The following is a 17,850-nucleotide window of genomic DNA, read 5'->3' on the forward strand; positions in this document are numbered from 1 at the left end:
TCGACTCGGGTTGAAGTGATGCGTTGCCCGAAAATATGCAACTAACCGTCTGACGCATTGACGTCCACGAGGACGAACCGACGGAGGCCCGGCCGCCAAGGCGGCAGCCTCGGTCGGCGCTAGTCGAACCGGCACCCCTCTTTGCTATCACGAATAAGTCATTTGACATTCTCGCTCGCGACATTAAGAATGGGCTGCATGTTGCGTTGCACAATCTTCGCATCATGTTTCGAAGCAGCCTCCATGTCCGCCACCCAGGAGCTTAGAGATGACCCAGTTTTCTCCGGAACAATTCGCTGCAACACAAAAAACGCATTTCGATACATTCTTTAGTCTGACTAATAAACTGTTTGACGGTGTCGAAAAGCTGACGACGCTGAACTTGCAGGCTGCCAAGTCGATATTCGCTGAAACGCAAGAGACCGCACAGACGACGCTGTCCGGCAAAGACCCGCAGGACCTGCTCAAGCTTCAACAGGCCCTGACGCAGCCGGCCGCCGAAAAGGCCCAGGCATACAGCCGTCATGTATATGAAATCTTGACGGATACACACGCGGAATTCGTGAAAGTCGCCGAAGCGCAATTTGCCGAATACAACCGTAGCGCGCAGAGCTTCATCGAGAATATTACGAAGAACGCGCCGGCCGGTTCGGAAGCCGTGGTGGCCCTGCTGAAGTCTTCTATTACCGCCGCCAATACGACCTACGACACCGTTAACAAGGCATCGAAGCAGGCCGTGGAAATTGCCGAAAGCAATTTCGATGCTGCGACGACGGCTGCGTCGAAGGCTGCCAAGGACGTCACCGCACAGGCGTCGCGCGCCTCGAAGGCCGCTTCCTGACAAGGGAACGCCCGGGCCGGGCCTTTCTGCACTGACCGCCGGGGCATTCGTCCCGGCGCTCGAAAAACGGGCTTGACGGCCGCCACCCTCTGCAGACTTCCGATCGGATCAAATGCCGAATCGTCTCGGGCCTTTAATGTTGCTGCAGCCTGAATTGGGCGCAGCAAAAAGCGCTGATTCAATTTGCCGACTGCGGTTGACCAAGACGGCACGCCGTAACTGCAAGTAGCGTTGCCTTTTCGTTACTACGGAATGCTGAGATTTCAGATTAAATCGGCTCAGCAAGCGCGTCGCTATAGGCCCCAAATAATGTCAACGTCTTGCTTTTGAGCTTCGCGAAGCATGTCCAAAAAAGGATACGCGCGCTGTGCCAATCCTGCACTGCGCTCGCGTACGCCCATCGCCGTTCCGTAGTGCATTTCATCGTGTTCATCCGATGTTTTCTGATCTTCTGCGATGGCATCTTCCAGACGATCGATGACATCGGGTAACTCATCGCGCGTGATAACGCCACGAGGACTCAGATGCTTGCCAACGATACCGAGAAGATAGTTTGCGAGGTCGGCGAGCATCAAGACATCAGGCGATGCTCGCGATTTGAATGTGATCAACATGGCAGGTCACCTCCTGTTAGGTGAAACCATTGGTGTGAAACAAGCCAGCGTCGATTGATATACGTGTTCGTATCGGACTCTTCTGGCCCCTCGACCGAATCGGACAAGAACATGCCGATTTACCAATACTATATCATATTGTGATATATGGATGCATCAAGCCGAGAGATATTGACCAGGCAAAAACGCAGCGTTGCCTAGACAGCACCGAAGGAATCCTCGCCGATAACCTCCGTCCCTAGGCGGGAAATAGTCCGGTCGACAGATACCGGTCCCCGCGATCGCACACGATGAACACGATCGTCGCATTCTCAACCTGACGCGCAATCCGTAAAGCCACTTCGCACGCACCCGCTGCTGAAACGCCGCAAAAGATCCCTTCTTCGGCAGCCAGACGCCGTACCATCGCTTCCGCAGCCGCCTGACTCACGGGCTCGACCCGGTCTATGCGAGTTCGGTCGAAAATCCTCGGCGTATGGGATTCCGGCCACCTCCGGATACCCGGAATGCGCGAGCCATCCTCGGGTTGCACCCCGACAATTTCCACGCTCGCCGGTTGTTCCTTGAGAAAACGCGATACACCCATGATCGTGCCGGTGGTGCCCATCGCGGAGACAAAATGGGTGATGCGTCCCTCCGTGTCACGCCAGATCTCGGGGCCGGTGGTCTCATAGTGAGCCAATGGATTGTCGGGATTGGCGAACTGGTCGAGGATCACGCCCTCGCCGTCCCGCTGCATTTGTTCGGCCAGATCACGGGCGTATTCCATACCGCCGGTTGCCGGCGTCAGGATTATTCGCGCGCCGAACGCCGCCATGCTTTGGCGACGTTCCACCGAAATATCTTCCGGTGTGACCAGGACCATTTTGTAGCCTCGAATCGCCGCCACCATGGCGAGCGCGATTCCCGTATTGCCGCTCGTGGATTCGATCAATGTGTCGCCCGGCTTGATCTGCCCGCGTGCTTCTGCATGCTTGATGATCGACAGTGCGGGGCGATCCTTTACCGAGCCCGCGGGGTTGTGTCCCTCAAGCTTGCCGAGAATTACGTTGCCCCGCGCGCGGATGTCGTCATCCGCTATGCGCTGGAGCTGGACCAGCGGCGTGTTGCCGATGGTGTCTTCAATAGTCTTGTAAGGCATAACGCTTTTCGTTTGATCGTCGCGATGAGCCGCCGGGCGTCCGGCGGCTCGGCTCGGCGGAGCGAGCCACCTGCCAGAAGGCTCACGGGCGCTTCGGGGTGGTGCCGTCTTTATGCGGGTTCACCGGTGCGAAGCGATTCTTCAGGTGCTGCAGGGGAGAAACCCGGAACATCTCGCGTCGCTCCTCTTCCTCGAAGAAGGCGAGCGACGGCTTCACCAGGTCGCTACGGCTTATCAAGCCCACCACACGACGCGACTCCACATCGGACACCACGGGTAACCGCTCGAGCCCATGCACCGCTAGCCGGTTGGACACGACTCGGCAGGTTTCCCCGGGCAACGCGATGATCGGCGTGTTGGCGCCGAACAGGTCGTTCATTACGTGGACGGCTGGCTTGCCACTTCGCGCGACCAAACCCTCACGCTCGATCATTCCGACGAGGGCGCCGTCTCGCGTCACCGGAAACGCACGATGTATTTGCTTCTCACCGAAGTATTTCGTCAGCACCTCAGCGACGGGCGCACCCGCATCGATTGTCTCGACCTTCTGCGTCATGACCTCTTCGACGAAATGGCGTTCGAGAGGATCAATGCCGTACTCCCGGTAGATGTGGTAACCGCGGCGCGCGATCTTCTCGGTAAGGATGGAGCGGCGCATCATCAGTACGGTGAATCCGTATGCGACAGCCGAAGCCATGAGCAGAGGCAACAGTACATTGGCGTCATGCGTGAGCTCGAACGCGAACACGGTCGCCATGATCGGTGCGCGCATCATTCCGCCTAGCGTCGCCGCCATGAATATCAGCGGCCAGACGGCCGGCTCCCCGCCGGGCATATACGGTGCGACGATCGTTCCCATGGCCGCACCCATCATCAGCAGCGGAGCGAGTACGCCTCCCGATGTCCCCGAGCCAAGCGCGACGACCCAGATGATTGCTTTCACCAGTATCAAGGCAACCACGACACTTATCGCAAGATGGTTATGCAGCAAGTCGCCGATAACGTCATAACCCACGCCAAGCGCGCGTGGCTGGAAATATCCGCCAATGCCCACGGCAATGCCGCCGAGCGCCGGCCACCACATCCAGTGAATCGGCAGCTTGCCGAAGAGGTCCTCGACCTTGTACAGCGACGTCGACAGGCCCCAGGACATCGCGCCGGCCACCAGGCCCGCAAACACGCAGGAAATGAGGCCGAGCGGACCCAGTGCGAGGGTTTGCATCGGGAAGAGGGCGCCGCTGCCGATCAGGAGAGGGCGGGTGAAACCGGCCACCGCGCACGCGACAGCAACGGGCAGCAAGCTACGCGGGCGCAGTTCGAACAGCAGCAGTTCGACCGCGAGCAGGGCCGCCGCTACCGGCGTACCGAAGACCGCCGTCATCCCGGCTACCGCGCCGGCGACGAGCAGCGTCTTGCGTTCACCGCCGGTCAGGTGGAAATATTGTGCGAGCAGTGAGCCCAGTGCGCCGCCCGTCATGATGATTGGCCCTTCCGCACCGAACGGGCCGCCGCTGCCGATCGCTATTGCGGAAGACAGGGGCTTGAGCACCGCCACCTTCGGCGACATCTTGCTCTTGCCGAACAGGATTGCTTCGATTGCTTCCGGAATGCCGTGTCCACGAATGGCCTCGCTGCCATAGCGAGCGATCAGGCCGATCACCAGGCCGCCGATCACGGGGATCGCGACAACCCAGAGACCCAGGGTATTTTCCGCGGGCGAGCGACTGGCGAACGACAGCGACTGGAAGAAGAAAAGGTTAGTAAAAAAGTTGATCAGGTGGAGCAGGACATAGGCGGTGACCGTGCTCAACCCGCCGACTACTACCGCAATAGCGGTGATGCGTAACAGGTGGGCATTTTCTGCAAAATCACCCCTTGAAGCCTTTTCGTGCACGTTAACTCCCCATGTATTCGGATTTGTTTGCGTCGACTGACGAAACGGTGTGACCTTGCTGAAATGCCACCGAAGGTCGGCAGTGTCCGCATGCGAACCTAAAAATCGACCTGCGGAACGCGGAAGCTACCCGAAAGCGACTTCAGTTCCGCTTGATGCAATTCGGCGAGCCGCGCGAGGATTTTCTCGCCGGTGTTGAGCAAATGAACCTCAACCTGGCGGCGATCAACAACGCTTGACTTTCTCCTGACCAGATCCAGCGCCTCGCATCGCGACACGAGCGCAACCACCCCGTGGTGCTGCGCCTGAAGCCGTTCAGCCAGTTCGCCAATCGTTGCCCAATCCCGGTCGGGATAGCCCTTGATATGCAGCAACAACAAATACTGCAGCGGAGTAATGCCTTCGTCCTGAGTAGCTTGCTCGGAGAACCGCTCGAACCGCCTCATCTGATAACGAAACTCAGACAGCTGTTCGAAGTTCTCTTTGTTCAGTGCGCGAAAAGCTTCCTTCATGGGTCATAGTCCAGTCAACACCCTAAGTAGAAACTATATCATAGAGTGATATAAATGCGCTTGGATGACGGCCCCTGGACGAGGCGCTCCCACTGTGCATTTAAGGCTAGGCGTGTGTTTGTCTGTAGAGGCCGCGTATGAGGTCTGCCTGCGTGATCATGCCAGCGAGTTTCTTCTGCGCATCGAGCACCGGAATATGGCGATGGCCATAAGCGGCGAATAGCGGCACGAGCTTGGCGATCGAAGTCGTGACGCTGGCCGTGGACACGTCGGTCGTCATGATGGATGCGACCGTCAGCGCTGAACGTCCGGGGCCGGCAAACCATCGATCAATGAACGCCGCCAGCATCCGAAAGCTTCCGGCCTTCATGTTTCTCGCGATGTCGGCCCGGGTGACGATACCGATTACGAACGCGCGTTCGTCGACGACAGGAAGGGCCTTGACACCGTGACGTTGAAGTACGGCGGCCGCTATTGCAACCGTCGTGCCGGATGTGATCGAAACGACGGAGCTGGACATGATGTCCGCGCAACTCAGTCCGCTGAAGCCGCGTACATACGATTGCAGTTGTATTTCCAGGAGCAGCGATTCGAGATCCGCAGGGTCGATGTCCAGCAATTCGTTTCGACGACCGAGTACCGCCTGGAGGTCTTCCCGCGTGAATCCGGGGCTGGCCGATGGCGAACCGACGCCTTTGTCCCTGGCTGAGCGCGTGGCATGAGGATAGCGATGCCCGGTCGACGCGTGAAATACGATCGCAACCCCCAACAGCGCAAACGACTGCGCCGCTATTGGCGCGAAGACAAACTCAAAACCGAGCGCATGCACGGCCGGCCCACCGAGCACGGCGGTGAGCGCGACTGCACCCGAGGGAGGATGCATGCATCTGAACACGAACATCGCACCAATCGACAGTGCCACCGCAACCGCCGCGGCATGGATCGGGTTCGTGATCCAGGTGGCACAGGCCACGCCGATGACCGCGGAAATACTATTGCCGCCGATGATCGACCAGGGCTGGGCGAGCGGGCTAGCGGGCACCGCGAACAACAACACTGCGGAGGCGCCCATCGGCGCGACCAGCAGCGGGATGAGCGCGGTGTCGCCCACGAAAAGATGCATCACGCCCGCGGTGACGGATATGCCTAACAACGCACCGAGACAGGACCTGAATCGTTCGGGCCAACCCAGCGTGATCGGGGTAGGGGAGAAGCTGAGGAACCAGCGCGCGAGAGCCGATCGGACCATAAGTTCGGAAGATATCCTGAGCGGGGCGACGTTGCATGGAACGTCGCCCGCTCAGGCAGCGTCTCCCGTCAACCGTAGTGTAAAAAAACGTCCGATTGTGACATAGTTAAAGGCATCGTCCGGGTCGATTCGCTGGTTACCTCAGAGGTCCGTGGAGGAAGTATTTCGTTATGTCGTTCGGAATCGGCACTTTTGAACAGAACATCGCACGATACGTGTTCAAGCAGGCGGCCCTGATTCTCGCCACCCCACCAACGGGACAAGAAATTTTCGTGATGGTGACCGATAACGATTAAATTTACCTTCAGGCTATTTGCAAGGCGGGGGATTTCGTCGGCGGGGTTTCCCGTCACTAGATGCTCGGTCGCGGGAATGTCCCACTCCCGAAGTCTCTCGATTCCCTTTTGAAGAACGGCTCGCGCGGCCGTCTCATCGACGTCGAAAACGACCGACGACAACACGTCGAATCCGCGTGTCCAGTGCGCGCAATTGAAAATCGCGACCAGGTGCGTGTCGGCTCGGAGTTCCTTCGCGAGCATCGCACCGCACCGCAAGGCGGCTTGTCCCTCCGGTGTAGCGTCATAACAAAGCAGGATCCGGTCAAATGAAGACATCAGCGACTCCCAGGTGGGCAATACTTCACGTGCCGAAACGCAAACCCAGCGACACGGGCTTGTGCGCCGCTACAGACGTAGAGGGTCTAAAGCTACGTGAGGAGCGGAACTGCTTCGATTAGCGCGACACCCAACAAGGCGCCAATCACCGCGCTGATCAAATTTGGATGCCATCGATTCAGATGGAGCGCTGTAAGCAGGCTCCCGATCAAAACGACTCCGAGTAGCGCAAAGATGGCTACAAAGAACGCATTTTGAAAATTTCCGGCGATGATCATGACTCTTCCTCCCGCCATGTGATCTCGTTCTAGTGGCTAGTGGCAACCCGAAACAAGGGGACACGGCAAAACAGATGCACGATCAAATTATACATCATGTTGTGATATAACAAAGGCGGGAATTGCAGCGTTGATTTGGGAGGGGTCTGTGAACAAAACTATCTCTTGTCCGGCTCGCAAACGGGTGGCCCAAATTCGCCACATCGGGATGATCTTCGGAATCGCAGCCTGGGTGGCGAGCTCAAGCGCGCAGGCGACCGCGATCAAGGCGGTGTCCGGTACCTACGGGCAGAACTGCGGAGCGCAGCGCGGCAACGCCACCCCCGATCTCGAGACACAGTGCGACGGTCGAGACACGTGCGAGTATCGCGTCGACAGGAGAACGATCCGAGACCCCGCACCGGGTTGCCCAAAGGACTTTGTCGCGGAGTGGCGTTGCGGCGAAACCGAGTTCCATACCGCCATGCTCAGCCCCGAGGCTGGGGCCGGCAGCACGCTGGTGCTGACCTGTGTACGCGCGACGGGTTCTGGAAAATAGGTGCTCTGTGTGCATCTCGCAGGCGAGGGCGCTCCAAAATAATCGCAAGATCGGGTCGAAAAGGTCAGTGAGGCGCATTGGGGTCCTTAACAAGTTTGAAGAGACTATCTTCGTGCGACGAGTCGTCGTCCAAAGCACTCCACTGCGACAAATCGCCCACCGGCGTTTGAGAATCAATAATGTACGATAAATGAATCTTTAAACGAGAGGATTCCTGATGCAACTCACTCCGGCGCAGATACAGAAGGTCAAATCCACGGCTCCGGTTCTTGCTGAGCATGGCGCAACGATCACAAGACATTTTTATCAGCGGATGTTTAAGCATCATCCTGAATTGAAAAATGTCTTCAATCAAACGCATCAAAAAAGCGGTAATCAGGCCGAGACGTTGGCGCGCGCCTTATGGGCCTACGCCACCCACATCGACGAGCTCGGCGCACTCGGCCCTGCCGTCGCACACATCGCGAACAAGCATGTCAGCCTGAACATTGAGCCGGCTCAATATGACATCGTTGGCGAGCATCTGCTGGCATCGATTGTCGAAGTGCTCGGCGACGCGGTGGATACCGAGACTGTCGATGCCTGGACAGCCGCCTATACACAATTGGCGAGCCTGATGATCGGCGCTGAGAAGAAACTGTACGACGGCGCCGACTGGAAGGGGTTTCGTCGTTTCACGGTCGTTCGCAAGGTTCACGAGAGCGGCGAGATCACCTCGTTCTACCTGAAGCCGGTCGACGGCAAGCCGCTTGGCGACTTCAAGCCGGGTCAGTATGTAAGCGTCAAGCGTTACATCGATGCGCTTGGCTACGATCAACCGCGCCAATACAGCATGTCGGATGCGCCGCGCGGCGACCATCTGCGCATTTCTGTGAAGCGCGAGCGCGGCAACGCCGGCGCGTCGCCCGGCGTCATCTCTAACGTACTGCATGATGGTGTCGGCGTTGGCGATTCAGTCGAGGTCACCGCACCGGCGGGGGTCTTTACGCTCAACACGGACAAACATACACCTGTCGTACTGGTCAGCGGGGGGGTGGGGATCACGCCGATGATCTCGATGCTCGCCTCGCTCACTCAGGACCAGAAAGCGCGCCGGATCGTCTTCGCACACGGGTGCCGCGACGGTAGCGTCCATGCGTTCAAGGATTGGGTCAATCAATGCGGCGCCGTGCACGGAAATTTATCGAAGCATATCTACTACGAAGCGCTTAGCGAAGGCGATGTTCGCGGCGTCGACTACGACGCCGCAGGGAGGGTCGACCTGTCCTTGCTGGTCGACGATGAACTTGTCGCGACCGCGGACTTCTACGTATGCGGGCCGATGCCTTTCATGCTTGTGCAGAAGCAAGCGCTCGAGCATCTCGGGGTCGATGCGTCGCGCATTCATACGGAGGTGTTTGGCTCGGGCATGCTCGACTGAGTCGCTGGACACTTCGAGAACGCTGAAACTCGCGGCGTTCTCGCGAACGCGTATATCGAGACAATGGCCTGACATGGGTGACGAGGGTGACAATGCCGCAGCGTTCCCCGCGATGCGTAATTTGTCACCTGATTTTGGCTAGCCAAGTCACGTTTCGCAGGTGCGGCTGGGCTCACACTACGCTTGCGCGGTGTCCCGATGGGGTTCGAAGTCCCGCGTTAGGCATGCTCTCGTAAATGAATCGACATAGTCCATCATGGAATCGACCGCGAGTCCTGCCCCGCGCTCGTCACCGGACGCTATGGCATTCGTGACTTCAGCGTGCAATTGGCTTGCCGTTTTCAAGTCATTGAGTTGATGGTGCTGCATGAAGTAGAACCGGCGAGATAGCGCGTGCAGGGGGGCAATCGCTTCAGCGGCGAACGTGTTGCGCGCCAGTTGCGCCATTAGCTGGTTGGCGACATACAAGCTTCGCAGATAGGCCCGAACGTCGCCGCGTTCGCCCGCAGTTTCAAGCATGGCCGCGGCGGCCCGCATCTGGTCCCGTTCGTTTGGGAGGGCGCGACGGGCCGCACGCTGGGCGATGAGCCGTTCCAGTTCGCGGCGCGTCTCAAGCACAAGTAGCTGTTCGTGAATATTCGGTTTGGTGATCATGATCCCGTGGCGCGGCACGATCTCCACGAGGTGCGCCGCCGCAAGCCTTTGTGCGGCTTCCCGCACCGGCGTTCTGCCGATCGAGACCCGCTCCGCGAGCGATACCTCTGACCACACGCTGCCAGGCGCCAGCTCAAGCGTGACGATCAATTCTTCCAGTTTTTGATGGGCTTGCTCGGCGAGCGTGCCAGTTTCTTCGGCATCGAGAATGTTCGGCATGGAGCTGGGATCAAGAGAATACATTACTAATATGTTAGCCCTGTAAGGAAGTTTTGTCCAACGGGCTGACCTCTCACCCCGGTCTGCCTCCCTTCCCTATAGCCCGTTCTGGGCGCAGCGCCAATAGCCACACCACTTCTTTGCCACGGCGCCTTTTCGGGCACGCCGCTACGACCGGCCTGAGAGCAAATACCAGTTGACACCTCCGCCCTCGATGAATATTGTACAAACATATCGCTGACATATCACAGAAACATCACTCCGGAAGAGGGTGGGTTCGATGGCTCAACAGGAGACGCCAATGAAGATGAAAATCAATTACCGATGGATTATTGCGATCGCGTTGTTCGTCGCGTACAGCATCCAGTTCCTCGACCGAGTGAAGACCAACCTGCTCAATCCGCTTATCGCGGGGGACCTCGGGTTGAGCATGGCCGATATTGGTACCGGCACCTTTCTAATGCTTATCTTCTACGGACCGTCGCAATATATTTCCGGGGTGCTCACTGACAAGTACGGCGCCAAGAAAATGCTGATCTTCTCGGTGGTCTCGTGGTCATTCATGACCTTTTGGATGGGCTTTCTCCATAGCCGATACGAGTACTTCTTCCGAATGGCCCTGTTTGGCATGTTGATTGGTACGGAGTACGTTCCATCGGCCCGGATCCTGATGCGCTGGTTCAATAAGGAGGGGCGTGCCCAGGCACAGGCGCTTCTGTCGTGGGCATGGATTCTTACGCCGGCGTGGGCCAGTATTCTTGCGACCCAGATGGCGGCCCATACCGGAAGCTGGCGCACGGTGTTTTTCATCACCGGCGCGCTCGGTGTGTTTCCGTTGCTGCTGATCGTGCTGGTCGTATTCGACCGGCCTGAGCAATATCGCGGCATTACCCGTGAGGAGCTTCACTACAGCTACAAGGAGGAGATCGAAGCCGGGATTCTGAAAGGCGACAATTTCGAGGATGTCCAGAGTCAGATCCTGAAGGTCAAGAACTTCTCGTTCCTCGATCTCTTCAAGAGCCGGGCCTATATAGCAGTGGTGCTCGTCGATGTGGTCATGCAAGTGGTGTATTGGGGCGCATCCATCTGGATTCCTTTGTATCTTGCGGACAAATTCGGCTTCAAGCTCCAGGCCATGGGTTATTGGAGCGCGCTCTACTTCCTCGCGGGAGCGATCGGCAGTTTCGTGTCGTCGTACCTGTCCGACAAAGTATTTCGCGGCAACCGCCGGATCATGATCGCGACGTGCTTCGCCGGCCTGATTCCCTTCGTGCTTGCTATCGCCATGATGCAGACCGGCAATCACGCATTGCTTGCGGTCGTCCTTTGCGGCATGGGATTTTTCGCGAATATGGCTTGGGGTCCCTTCCTGACGGTACCTGCCGAAATATTCACGCCTGAGGTTTATGGCAAGGCGATGGGTTTCGTGAATGGCGTCGGCTACGTCGTGGCCGCGTTTAGCGCCAAGATCTTTGCAAGCCTCATCGTGACGACCAGCGCCGGTAAGGATTACACCCAGGGGTGGATATTCCTCGCCGGTTGCATCGTGCTCGGCATCGTCGCGTCCTGGTTCATTCAGACCGGGCCTCAGAGCAACTCGACCAGCGAAGCGATGCCGGCAAGCGAGCCAGCCACCATTCAATAGTTCATTTCGGAGAGATCCATGCTAGTCACCAGGCACGAAGGTAAAGTAGTTATCCTTACTATAGACCGACCCCAGCGCAGAAATGCGTTGGGTACAGAACTCGTGCAGTCGCTGCGCACCGCGCTGCATGCACTCGACGCCGATCGAGACGTGCACGCCATTGTGCTGACCGGAACCGCGCCTGGCTTTTGTGCGGGCAGCGACCTGAAAGAGCTGGCGCAGATGAATCTGGCGCAAATGTGCGAGCACGAGGCGCTCACCGCTGCACTGGCTCGTGCCATCCCCATGCTAAGCAAGCCCGTCGTGTGCGCCGTATCGGGTTTCTGCCTGGGCGGCGGGTTTGCCCTGGCCGCCGCGTGTGATCTTGTCGTGACCGGCAAGTCCTGCCGGTGGCATATGCCGGAAGTCCAGATTGGCTGGATTCCGCCATGGGGTCTGCAATTCCTGCTCGGTCGCTGTACCCCGGCGGCCGCGCGGCGCCTCGCCTGGGGAATCGAGGAAATCGACGGCTCCGAGGCGTGTCGCCTGGGGCTTGCGGACTACGTGGCACTCGAAGACGACGCCCTCTCGCTGGCCATGGCGGTTGCGCATACGCTCGCGGAAATGCCGGCGCCTGCCGTCGCGGCGACCAAGCGCTATTTCCGCGACAGCTTCGCCGTCAACGGTGAAATCCGTGATGCGGAAGCCAATCTTCTGTTTGCCGAAAACTGCGGCCATCCGGTTGCCAAGGCAACGCTCGCCAAATTTGGGGTGAAAGCATGAGCAAGGTATGTTCGGCCAGAGAGGCCGTTGCATTGATTCCCGACGGTAGCAACGTCGCCTCCGTCGGTGTGATCGGATGGATCACGCCCGACAGCATCCTCAAGGCAGTGCGGGAGCGCTATGACGCCACTGGCTCCCCGGGCAACCTGTCGTTCTACTTCCCCTGCGGTACCGGGGACTCAATGGGAATCAGGGGGATGGACTGGGTCGCGGTGCCGGGCCTCATGAAGCGTATCGTCTCCGGCTCATACGTCAATCCACTTGATCCCCGGACAGGTCGCCGCCCGGAATTGATGCGCCTGATCCGGGAAAATCAGATCGAAGCGTACAGTTGGCCAATCGGGGCGAGCATGCACTGGTTGCGCGAAGTCGCGCGCAAGAGTCCCGGCTACATGACGCGAATCGGCCTGGGCACATACGTCGATCCGCGCCAGCAAGGTGGCAAGCTGACCGAACGTAGCGAAGAGAATCTGATTCGCCTGGTTGAGTTCGACGGCGAGGAGTACCTGTTCTATCCGACTCGCAAGCTTGACGTGGGCATTATTCGGGCGAGTAGTGCTGACGAATTCGGCAACCTGTCTTTCGAGGGCGAGGCGTTGATGTCGTCAGCGCTCGCCATCGCGCTAGCGGTCAAGGCGTGCGGCGGGCGGGTCATCGCGCAAGTCAAGAGCGTGACCGGGCGGCGCACCCGGGCAGTCCAGGAGGTCAAGATTCCGGGGGTGCTGGTCGACCACGTCGTCGTCGATCCCGAGCAGATGATGGTGACGGATACCTATTTCGACCAAGCCTATCTCGGCGGTCAATCGCGGGATTTCAGCCGGTTGGCGCCGTTGCCGCTGGGCCCCGATAAAGTCGTGGCGCGCCGTGCGGCACGCGAGGTGCCGCGAGAAACGGTCAGTATTTTCGGTTTTGGTGCGTCATCGGATGCGCCCTTGACGATGTTGGAAGACGGCATTTTCGACGGCGATGCGATCGACGACTACTGGATGACAACCGAGCACGGCACCTTCGGCGGCCTGGTCATGAGCGGCTGGCAGTTCTCGGCCAACCTGCATCCGGAGGCGTTGCTCGATGGCTTGGCGCAGTTCGATTTCATCAACGGCGGCAATTGCAAATTCGCGGCGCTCGCCTTCGCGCAGTTCGATTCGCATGGCAATGTGAATGTCAGCCGGTTCGGGACGTTCAATCCTGGGGCCGGTGGGTTTATCGACATCGCCTACAACGCACGCGACCTTATCTTCACGGGCACCTTCACCACGGGCGGACTTGTCACGGATATCTCTTCTAACGGGCTGAGCATTGCCAACGAAGGGCGAGTGCAGAAGTTCGTGACGAAGGCCGAGCAGATCACTTATCCGGTGATGAAGAATGTTCGGGAACGCGGACAAACAGCCAAGATCATCACCGAACGAGCGGTGTTCCAGGTCGAACCAGACGGCCTCGTGCTCACGGAAATTGCCAATGGCGTCGATGTCCGCAAAGACGTGCTCGAACAGATGGAGTTTCGGCCGAAGCGAATCGCGGAGCCGCTTAAATCCATGGCGCCGGATCTGTTCAAGGCCTGACGACCCCGGCCAAGCGGCTTGCTGCCGTCCGGCCGGTGTCCGGCAGCAGCAAGGCGCCATCGTGGCATCCCTTTGTGAGAGACATCTAAATGACAACGGTACATGTGGCACCCGGCGTGGACAGGCGACCGGTGCAGGAATTGCACACTGATGTGCTCGTGGCTGGCGGCGGCGCGTCGGGATTGGCAGCCGCTGTAACGGCCGCCCGGCAGGGCTGCAAGGTCGTCTTGGTTGAGAGGTACGGCTTCTGTGGCGGCGGCGCAGTCGCCGGCCTGTCCGGCACCATCTGCGGGCTTTACGAAGCGAGCGACGGCAATGCGCCGCCGCGGCAGTTGGTGCATGGCTTTGTCGATGAGTTCATCACGCAGATGGAACGTCGCGGCGGCCTGGGCGCGCCCCTCAAGTACGGCAAGACCTACACGCGTGTGCATGAACCGCTTGCATGGCGCGAAACGGCAGACACTATGTTGGCTGAAGCCCGGGTGACGACGCTCTACCACGCGATGGTCACTGAAGTCCTGCTTGACGGCGATCGGGTCGCTGGCGCGCAAATCTATACGAAGGAGGGCAAGCTGCGCGTGCATGCTGCCGTCACGATCGACGCCACCGGCGACGCCGACCTGGTCTCGATGGCAGGATTCCCGACGACCATGGGCGATCACGGGCGCGTGCAGAATCCGACGATGATCTTTCGATTGACGGGGGTAGATGTCGAGCGCTTTGTGGCGGCCTATGGCAACGATACGATCATGCCCGCTGAGGTTTCGGCGCAGATCGTCGCCGCGAACGCCAATGGCTATCGCCTCCCGCGCGCCAAGATTTGGCTATTTCCGACCACGCGGCCGGGCGAATTGCTTTGCAACTGCACACGGGTGACGGGTGCCGATGGCCGGGAACTCAACCCCGTGTTGTATCGCGACCTGTCGGAGGCGGAATTCGAAGGACGCATTCAGGCGCGCGAATATGCGCGTTTCTTCCGCGAGCATCTGGCCGGTTGCGAGGCAAGCTGGATTAACGACACCGCCGTACAGGTGGGCGTGCGGCAGACGCGTCAGGCGAGCGGCGTAAAGACCTTACGCAACGCCGACATCCTCTCCGGCGCCAAGTTTGCCGACGGCATCGCTCGCTCGCCCTGGCCGATCGAGCTTCATGCTGGAGACCGGCCTCGCGTCGAGTGGCTTCTCAACGACTATTACGAAGTCCCGTTTGGTTGCTTCGTGCCAAGCCAGGGCGAATCGCTGTTGGTCGCCGGGCGTTGCCTGTCTGCGGAGCATGAAGCTGTGGCGTCCGCGCGCGTGACGGCCCAGTGCTTTTCGTATGGTCATGCGGTTGGCCATGCGGCCGCGCTCGCAGTCAATGAACGCATTGACGTGCGGCGCATTGCCGGAGAAGACGTTCGCCTTCTCCTCGATCACGACGGTGCGAGGCTGAGTTGATGTGTGCGGCGAAGCGGCCGGTGCGCTATGCGCGGAAGCCACGCTATCGGCCGGCGGTTTCGCAAGATTGTTAAATGGTAAGTATTCCTTATACAATCAGGGAATAGAACAGAGCGGCAGATGTTCGCGCTCGCTTCGATTTCTGCATGGCGCATCAGAGTGAGGGAGCACGGTAGGGATAACGAAGTAAAAGCTGCTTTGGCGCAAAAATAGGCTCGACAGACCGATTAAAGTAGTCAGCCCAACAACCTGGTGGTTGGTAGTGAGTAAGCGGAAAGGATGTTAGATGGTCGACATTTTGAGCGACAAATCATCCTTTCATGCATCGGCGTTACCGACGACTACAGGAATCTTTCGGATTTTCTCTATGCCTTCACTCCTCCCGCAGCAATCCCCGTTTGCGCAACATGGGCTCGGCGCGAGGATCGCGCCCACGAAAAGCCCTGAACGCCGAGCGTTGTTCGCGACTATCACCTGCGCTATACACGTACCGCAGCAGCTTGTCCGCTAGCGCGGGATCGAATGCATCGCCGGCTTCTTCGAATGCGTCGAACGCGTCGGCTTCCAAAACCTCGGCCCACATGTAGACGTAATACCCGGCCGCATAATAGCTGCCGCTGAAGATATGCCCAAAGTGGGGTAGCCGGTGGCGCATGCCCACCTCGCACGGCACACCGATACGCTCGCGCTCCGCAGCCTCGAACCGGGCAATGTCGATGCCCGCAGGATCGTTCTGCTGATGCAACGCCATATCGACCAACGCTGACGACGTGTAGGCAACCGTCTCGAACCCCTGGTTGAAAGTCTGGGAAGCCCTGATGCGCTCGATCAGCGCAGCCGGGATAGGTTCGCCAGTCGTCACATGGCGCGCGTGCTTCGCGAGCACTTCCGGCACGGTGGCCCAGTTTTCCATCAACTGCGAGGGGAGTTCCACATAGTCTCGCGGAACACTCGTGCCCGACAGGCGGCCGTAGTTCACATCGGACAGCAAGCCGTGCAGGCCGTGGCCGAACTCATGAAACAGCGTGCGCACGTCGTAGAAACTGAGCAGCGTTGGACCATCGTCGGAGCGGGCGAAGTTGTTGTTGTTCACCACGATCGGTGTCACCTTGCCGCCATTGCGCGTTTGCCTGCGATAAACGTGCATCCACGCGCCGCCCTGTTTATTGGGCCGGGCATAGTTGTCACCGAGGAAGATCCCCACGCGTTCATCTCCGCGGCGCACCTCCCACAGGCGCACGTCCGGGTGATACAGCGGCACGCCGGTTTGCTCGCTCGTTTGCTCGATGAACGACACGCCGAACAGGCGTGCCGCGCAATCGAACATGGCGGCAAGCATCGCGTCCAGGCTGAAGTACGGCTTCACTTGCGCATCGTCGAGTGCATAGCGGGCGACCCGTACCTTCTCAGCCAGGTAATACCAGTCCCACGGTTCAATGTCGATGCGCTCACCCAGCGTGGCCGCTTGCGCCGCCAAAGCATCCCGCTCCTCTTTAACGCGGGCCTTCGCCGGCTCCCACACCTGACTGAGCAGTTCATGGACCGCGGAGGCGTTACCGGCCATGCGATCCTCAAGCGCGTAGTCCGCATAGTTTTCGTAGCCGAGCAAACGCGCCTGTTCCTGGCGCAGCGTCAGTATTTCGCGAGCTAGCGGCCGGTTATCGCGTGCCGGATTTTCTCCACGCGTGGTCCAGGCACGCCAAGCCGTTTCCCGCAGATCACGGCGAGGGGACCATGTAAGGAAAGGCTGCACCAGCGAACGCGAGAGCGTAATCACGTAGCCCTCCACGCCGCGTTCCCTGGCGGCGCTATGGGCTGCCTGACGCAAAAACTCAGGCAAGCCAGCGAGGTCCGCTTCCGTTACTAACGGCAACTGATAGGTGGATTCGTCGGCGAGTACGTTCTGCGCGAATTGCGTTTGCAGGTCGGCGAGCCGCGTAGCGATGTCCGCGAAACGCTCACGTGCGACCCCTTGCAGCGTGGCGCCTGTACGCACGAAATCGGTATGCAGGCGTTGCAGCAAACGCTGCTGCTCTTCGCTGAGATCCAGCGCGGCAGTTTGCTGGTGGACAGCGTTGAGCCTGGCAAAGAAACCGGCGTGCATTGTCACGTGGCTGTCGTGTGCCGCCAGCAGCGGCGCCATTTCGCGCTCCACCGCCTGCAACTCGGCCGGTGATTCAGAGGCGCACAGGTTTTCAAAGGTCAGCCGCACACGATCAAGCATGGCGCCGGCGGCATCGAACGCGGCCACGGTGTTGTCGAATGTGGGCGCCGCCGGATTGTCAGCGAGTGCATCGATTTCCGCCAGATGCTGTTCGAAGAGCACCGCGAAGGCGGACGCGAAATGGTCGGGCTTGATCTGCTGGAAGGGTGGCAACTGGTAGGGTGTTTGCCAGTCCTGTAGCAGCGGGTTGCCGTTGTCGGTCATATCGATGCGCCTGTTGGGTGTTGATGATCGAGAAGTGAGC

16 protein-coding genes are annotated in these 17,850 nt (G+C 59.1%); 7 read left to right on the forward strand and 9 right to left on the reverse strand.

All coding sequences use genetic code 11. The annotated features are described in order from the left end of the window. Positions 1-268 precede the first annotated feature (268 nt). On the forward strand, positions 269-841 hold the full coding sequence (locus tag WCA53_RS29455; RefSeq protein WP_423919521.1) for a phasin family protein: 573 nt from the start codon (positions 269-271) through the stop codon (positions 839-841). A gap of 293 nt (positions 842-1,134) precedes the next feature. On the opposite strand, the gene WCA53_RS29460 is transcribed toward WCA53_RS29455, so the two are convergent. The 7 genes from WCA53_RS29460 to WCA53_RS29490 all read right to left on the reverse strand — a co-directional run bounded on the left by WCA53_RS29460 (position 1,135) and on the right by WCA53_RS29490 (position 7,143). Beyond that, positions 1,135-1,455, reverse strand: a complete 321-nt coding sequence (locus WCA53_RS29460; protein WP_423919524.1) for a DUF1840 domain-containing protein — start codon at positions 1,453-1,455, stop codon at positions 1,135-1,137. 238 nt (positions 1,456-1,693) lie between these two features. Continuing rightward, the gene (gene cysM, locus WCA53_RS29465; RefSeq protein ID WP_423919527.1) at positions 1,694-2,596 is read right to left on the reverse strand and encodes a cysteine synthase CysM; all 903 of its coding nucleotides are present in this window, start codon (positions 2,594-2,596) and stop codon (positions 1,694-1,696) included. An 82-nt stretch (positions 2,597-2,678) separates the two neighbouring features. Continuing rightward, complete coding sequence (locus WCA53_RS29470) at positions 2,679-4,490, reverse strand: chloride channel protein (protein WP_423919530.1); 1,812 nt, start codon at positions 4,488-4,490, stop codon at positions 2,679-2,681. A gap of 98 nt (positions 4,491-4,588) precedes the next feature. Continuing rightward, the gene (locus WCA53_RS29475; protein ID WP_423919535.1) at positions 4,589-5,002 is read right to left on the reverse strand and encodes a MarR family winged helix-turn-helix transcriptional regulator; all 414 of its coding nucleotides are present in this window, start codon (positions 5,000-5,002) and stop codon (positions 4,589-4,591) included. Positions 5,003-5,108: 106 nt separating this feature from the next. Next, entirely contained in the window at positions 5,109-6,251 is a 1,143-nt protein-coding gene (locus WCA53_RS29480; protein WP_423919540.1) for an HPP family protein, read from the reverse strand. Positions 6,252-6,319: 68 nt separating this feature from the next. Beyond that, on the reverse strand, positions 6,320-6,865 hold the full coding sequence (locus WCA53_RS29485; protein WP_423919605.1) for a universal stress protein: 546 nt from the start codon (positions 6,863-6,865) through the stop codon (positions 6,320-6,322). 92 nt (positions 6,866-6,957) lie between these two features. Beyond that, a complete protein-coding gene (locus WCA53_RS29490) occupies positions 6,958-7,143 on the reverse strand; it encodes a hypothetical protein (protein ID WP_423919543.1) in 186 nt (61 codons plus the stop codon). Between the two features lie 148 nt (positions 7,144-7,291). Here WCA53_RS29490 and WCA53_RS29495 point away from each other — a divergent pair, with 148 nt between their 5' ends. Both WCA53_RS29495 and hmpA read left to right on the forward strand, forming a co-directional pair. Beyond that, positions 7,292-7,681, forward strand: a complete 390-nt coding sequence (locus tag WCA53_RS29495) for a hypothetical protein (RefSeq protein WP_423919546.1) — start codon at positions 7,292-7,294, stop codon at positions 7,679-7,681. A 214-nt stretch (positions 7,682-7,895) separates the two neighbouring features. Next, positions 7,896-9,101 carry an NO-inducible flavohemoprotein gene (hmpA, locus tag WCA53_RS29500; RefSeq protein WP_423919608.1) on the forward strand — a complete coding sequence of 402 codons (1,206 nt, stop codon included), beginning with the start codon at positions 7,896-7,898 and terminating at the stop codon, positions 9,099-9,101. Between the two features lie 177 nt (positions 9,102-9,278). Here the strand turns inward: hmpA and WCA53_RS29505 are convergent, their stop codons facing one another. Next, positions 9,279-9,974: a GntR family transcriptional regulator gene (locus tag WCA53_RS29505; protein WP_423919549.1), complete on the reverse strand. Its 696-nt coding sequence runs from the start codon at positions 9,972-9,974 to the stop codon at positions 9,279-9,281. Between the two features lie 301 nt (positions 9,975-10,275). On the opposite strand from WCA53_RS29505, the gene WCA53_RS29510 reads away from it, so the two are divergent. The 4 genes from WCA53_RS29510 to WCA53_RS29525 all read left to right on the forward strand — a co-directional run bounded on the left by WCA53_RS29510 (position 10,276) and on the right by WCA53_RS29525 (position 15,382). Continuing rightward, positions 10,276-11,619 (forward strand): MFS transporter, encoded by a 1,344-nt coding sequence (locus tag WCA53_RS29510; protein WP_423919552.1) that lies wholly within the window; start codon positions 10,276-10,278, stop codon positions 11,617-11,619. Between the two features lie 18 nt (positions 11,620-11,637). Then, the gene (locus WCA53_RS29515) at positions 11,638-12,381 is read left to right on the forward strand and encodes an enoyl-CoA hydratase/isomerase family protein (RefSeq protein ID WP_423919557.1); all 744 of its coding nucleotides are present in this window, start codon (positions 11,638-11,640) and stop codon (positions 12,379-12,381) included. Then, positions 12,378-13,946, forward strand: a complete 1,569-nt coding sequence (locus WCA53_RS29520) for an acyl CoA:acetate/3-ketoacid CoA transferase (protein WP_423919562.1) — start codon at positions 12,378-12,380, stop codon at positions 13,944-13,946. The genes WCA53_RS29515 and WCA53_RS29520 overlap by 4 nt, the downstream gene beginning before the upstream one ends. 89 nt (positions 13,947-14,035) lie before the next feature. Beyond that, entirely contained in the window at positions 14,036-15,382 is a 1,347-nt protein-coding gene (locus WCA53_RS29525; protein WP_423919565.1) for an FAD-dependent oxidoreductase, read from the forward strand. 373 nt (positions 15,383-15,755) lie between these two features. Here the strand turns inward: WCA53_RS29525 and WCA53_RS29530 are convergent, their stop codons facing one another. Continuing rightward, positions 15,756-17,810: a M3 family metallopeptidase gene (locus WCA53_RS29530; RefSeq protein WP_423919568.1), complete on the reverse strand. Its 2,055-nt coding sequence runs from the start codon at positions 17,808-17,810 to the stop codon at positions 15,756-15,758. Between the last annotated feature and the right edge of the window lie 40 nt (positions 17,811-17,850).

Source organism: Caballeronia sp., assembly GCF_049581465.1.
Taxonomy (GTDB): domain Bacteria; phylum Pseudomonadota; class Gammaproteobacteria; order Burkholderiales; family Burkholderiaceae; genus Caballeronia.

Excerpts from the sequence above, each read along its gene's own strand:
- WCA53_RS29455 (WP_423919521.1), top strand. The coding sequence starts at position 269 with ATGACCCAGTTTTCTCCGGAACAATTCGCTGCAACACAAAAAACGCAT.
- WCA53_RS29460 (WP_423919524.1), bottom strand. The coding sequence starts at position 1,455 with ATGTTGATCACATTCAAATCGCGAGCATCGCCTGATGTCTTGATGCTC.
- cysM (WP_423919527.1), bottom strand. The coding sequence starts at position 2,596 with ATGCCTTACAAGACTATTGAAGACACCATCGGCAACACGCCGCTGGTC.
- WCA53_RS29475 (WP_423919535.1), bottom strand. The coding sequence starts at position 5,002 with ATGAAGGAAGCTTTTCGCGCACTGAACAAAGAGAACTTCGAACAGCTG.
- WCA53_RS29480 (WP_423919540.1), bottom strand. The coding sequence starts at position 6,251 with ATGGTCCGATCGGCTCTCGCGCGCTGGTTCCTCAGCTTCTCCCCTACC.
- WCA53_RS29485 (WP_423919605.1), bottom strand. The coding sequence starts at position 6,865 with ATGTCTTCATTTGACCGGATCCTGCTTTGTTATGACGCTACACCGGAG.
- WCA53_RS29490 (WP_423919543.1), bottom strand. The coding sequence starts at position 7,143 with ATGATCATCGCCGGAAATTTTCAAAATGCGTTCTTTGTAGCCATCTTT.
- WCA53_RS29505 (WP_423919549.1), bottom strand. The coding sequence starts at position 9,974 with ATGCCGAACATTCTCGATGCCGAAGAAACTGGCACGCTCGCCGAGCAA.
- WCA53_RS29510 (WP_423919552.1), top strand. The coding sequence starts at position 10,276 with ATGAAGATGAAAATCAATTACCGATGGATTATTGCGATCGCGTTGTTC.
- WCA53_RS29515 (WP_423919557.1), top strand. The coding sequence starts at position 11,638 with ATGCTAGTCACCAGGCACGAAGGTAAAGTAGTTATCCTTACTATAGAC.
- WCA53_RS29520 (WP_423919562.1), top strand. The coding sequence starts at position 12,378 with ATGAGCAAGGTATGTTCGGCCAGAGAGGCCGTTGCATTGATTCCCGAC.
- WCA53_RS29525 (WP_423919565.1), top strand. The coding sequence starts at position 14,036 with ATGACAACGGTACATGTGGCACCCGGCGTGGACAGGCGACCGGTGCAG.
- WCA53_RS29530 (WP_423919568.1), bottom strand. The coding sequence starts at position 17,810 with ATGACCGACAACGGCAACCCGCTGCTACAGGACTGGCAAACACCCTAC.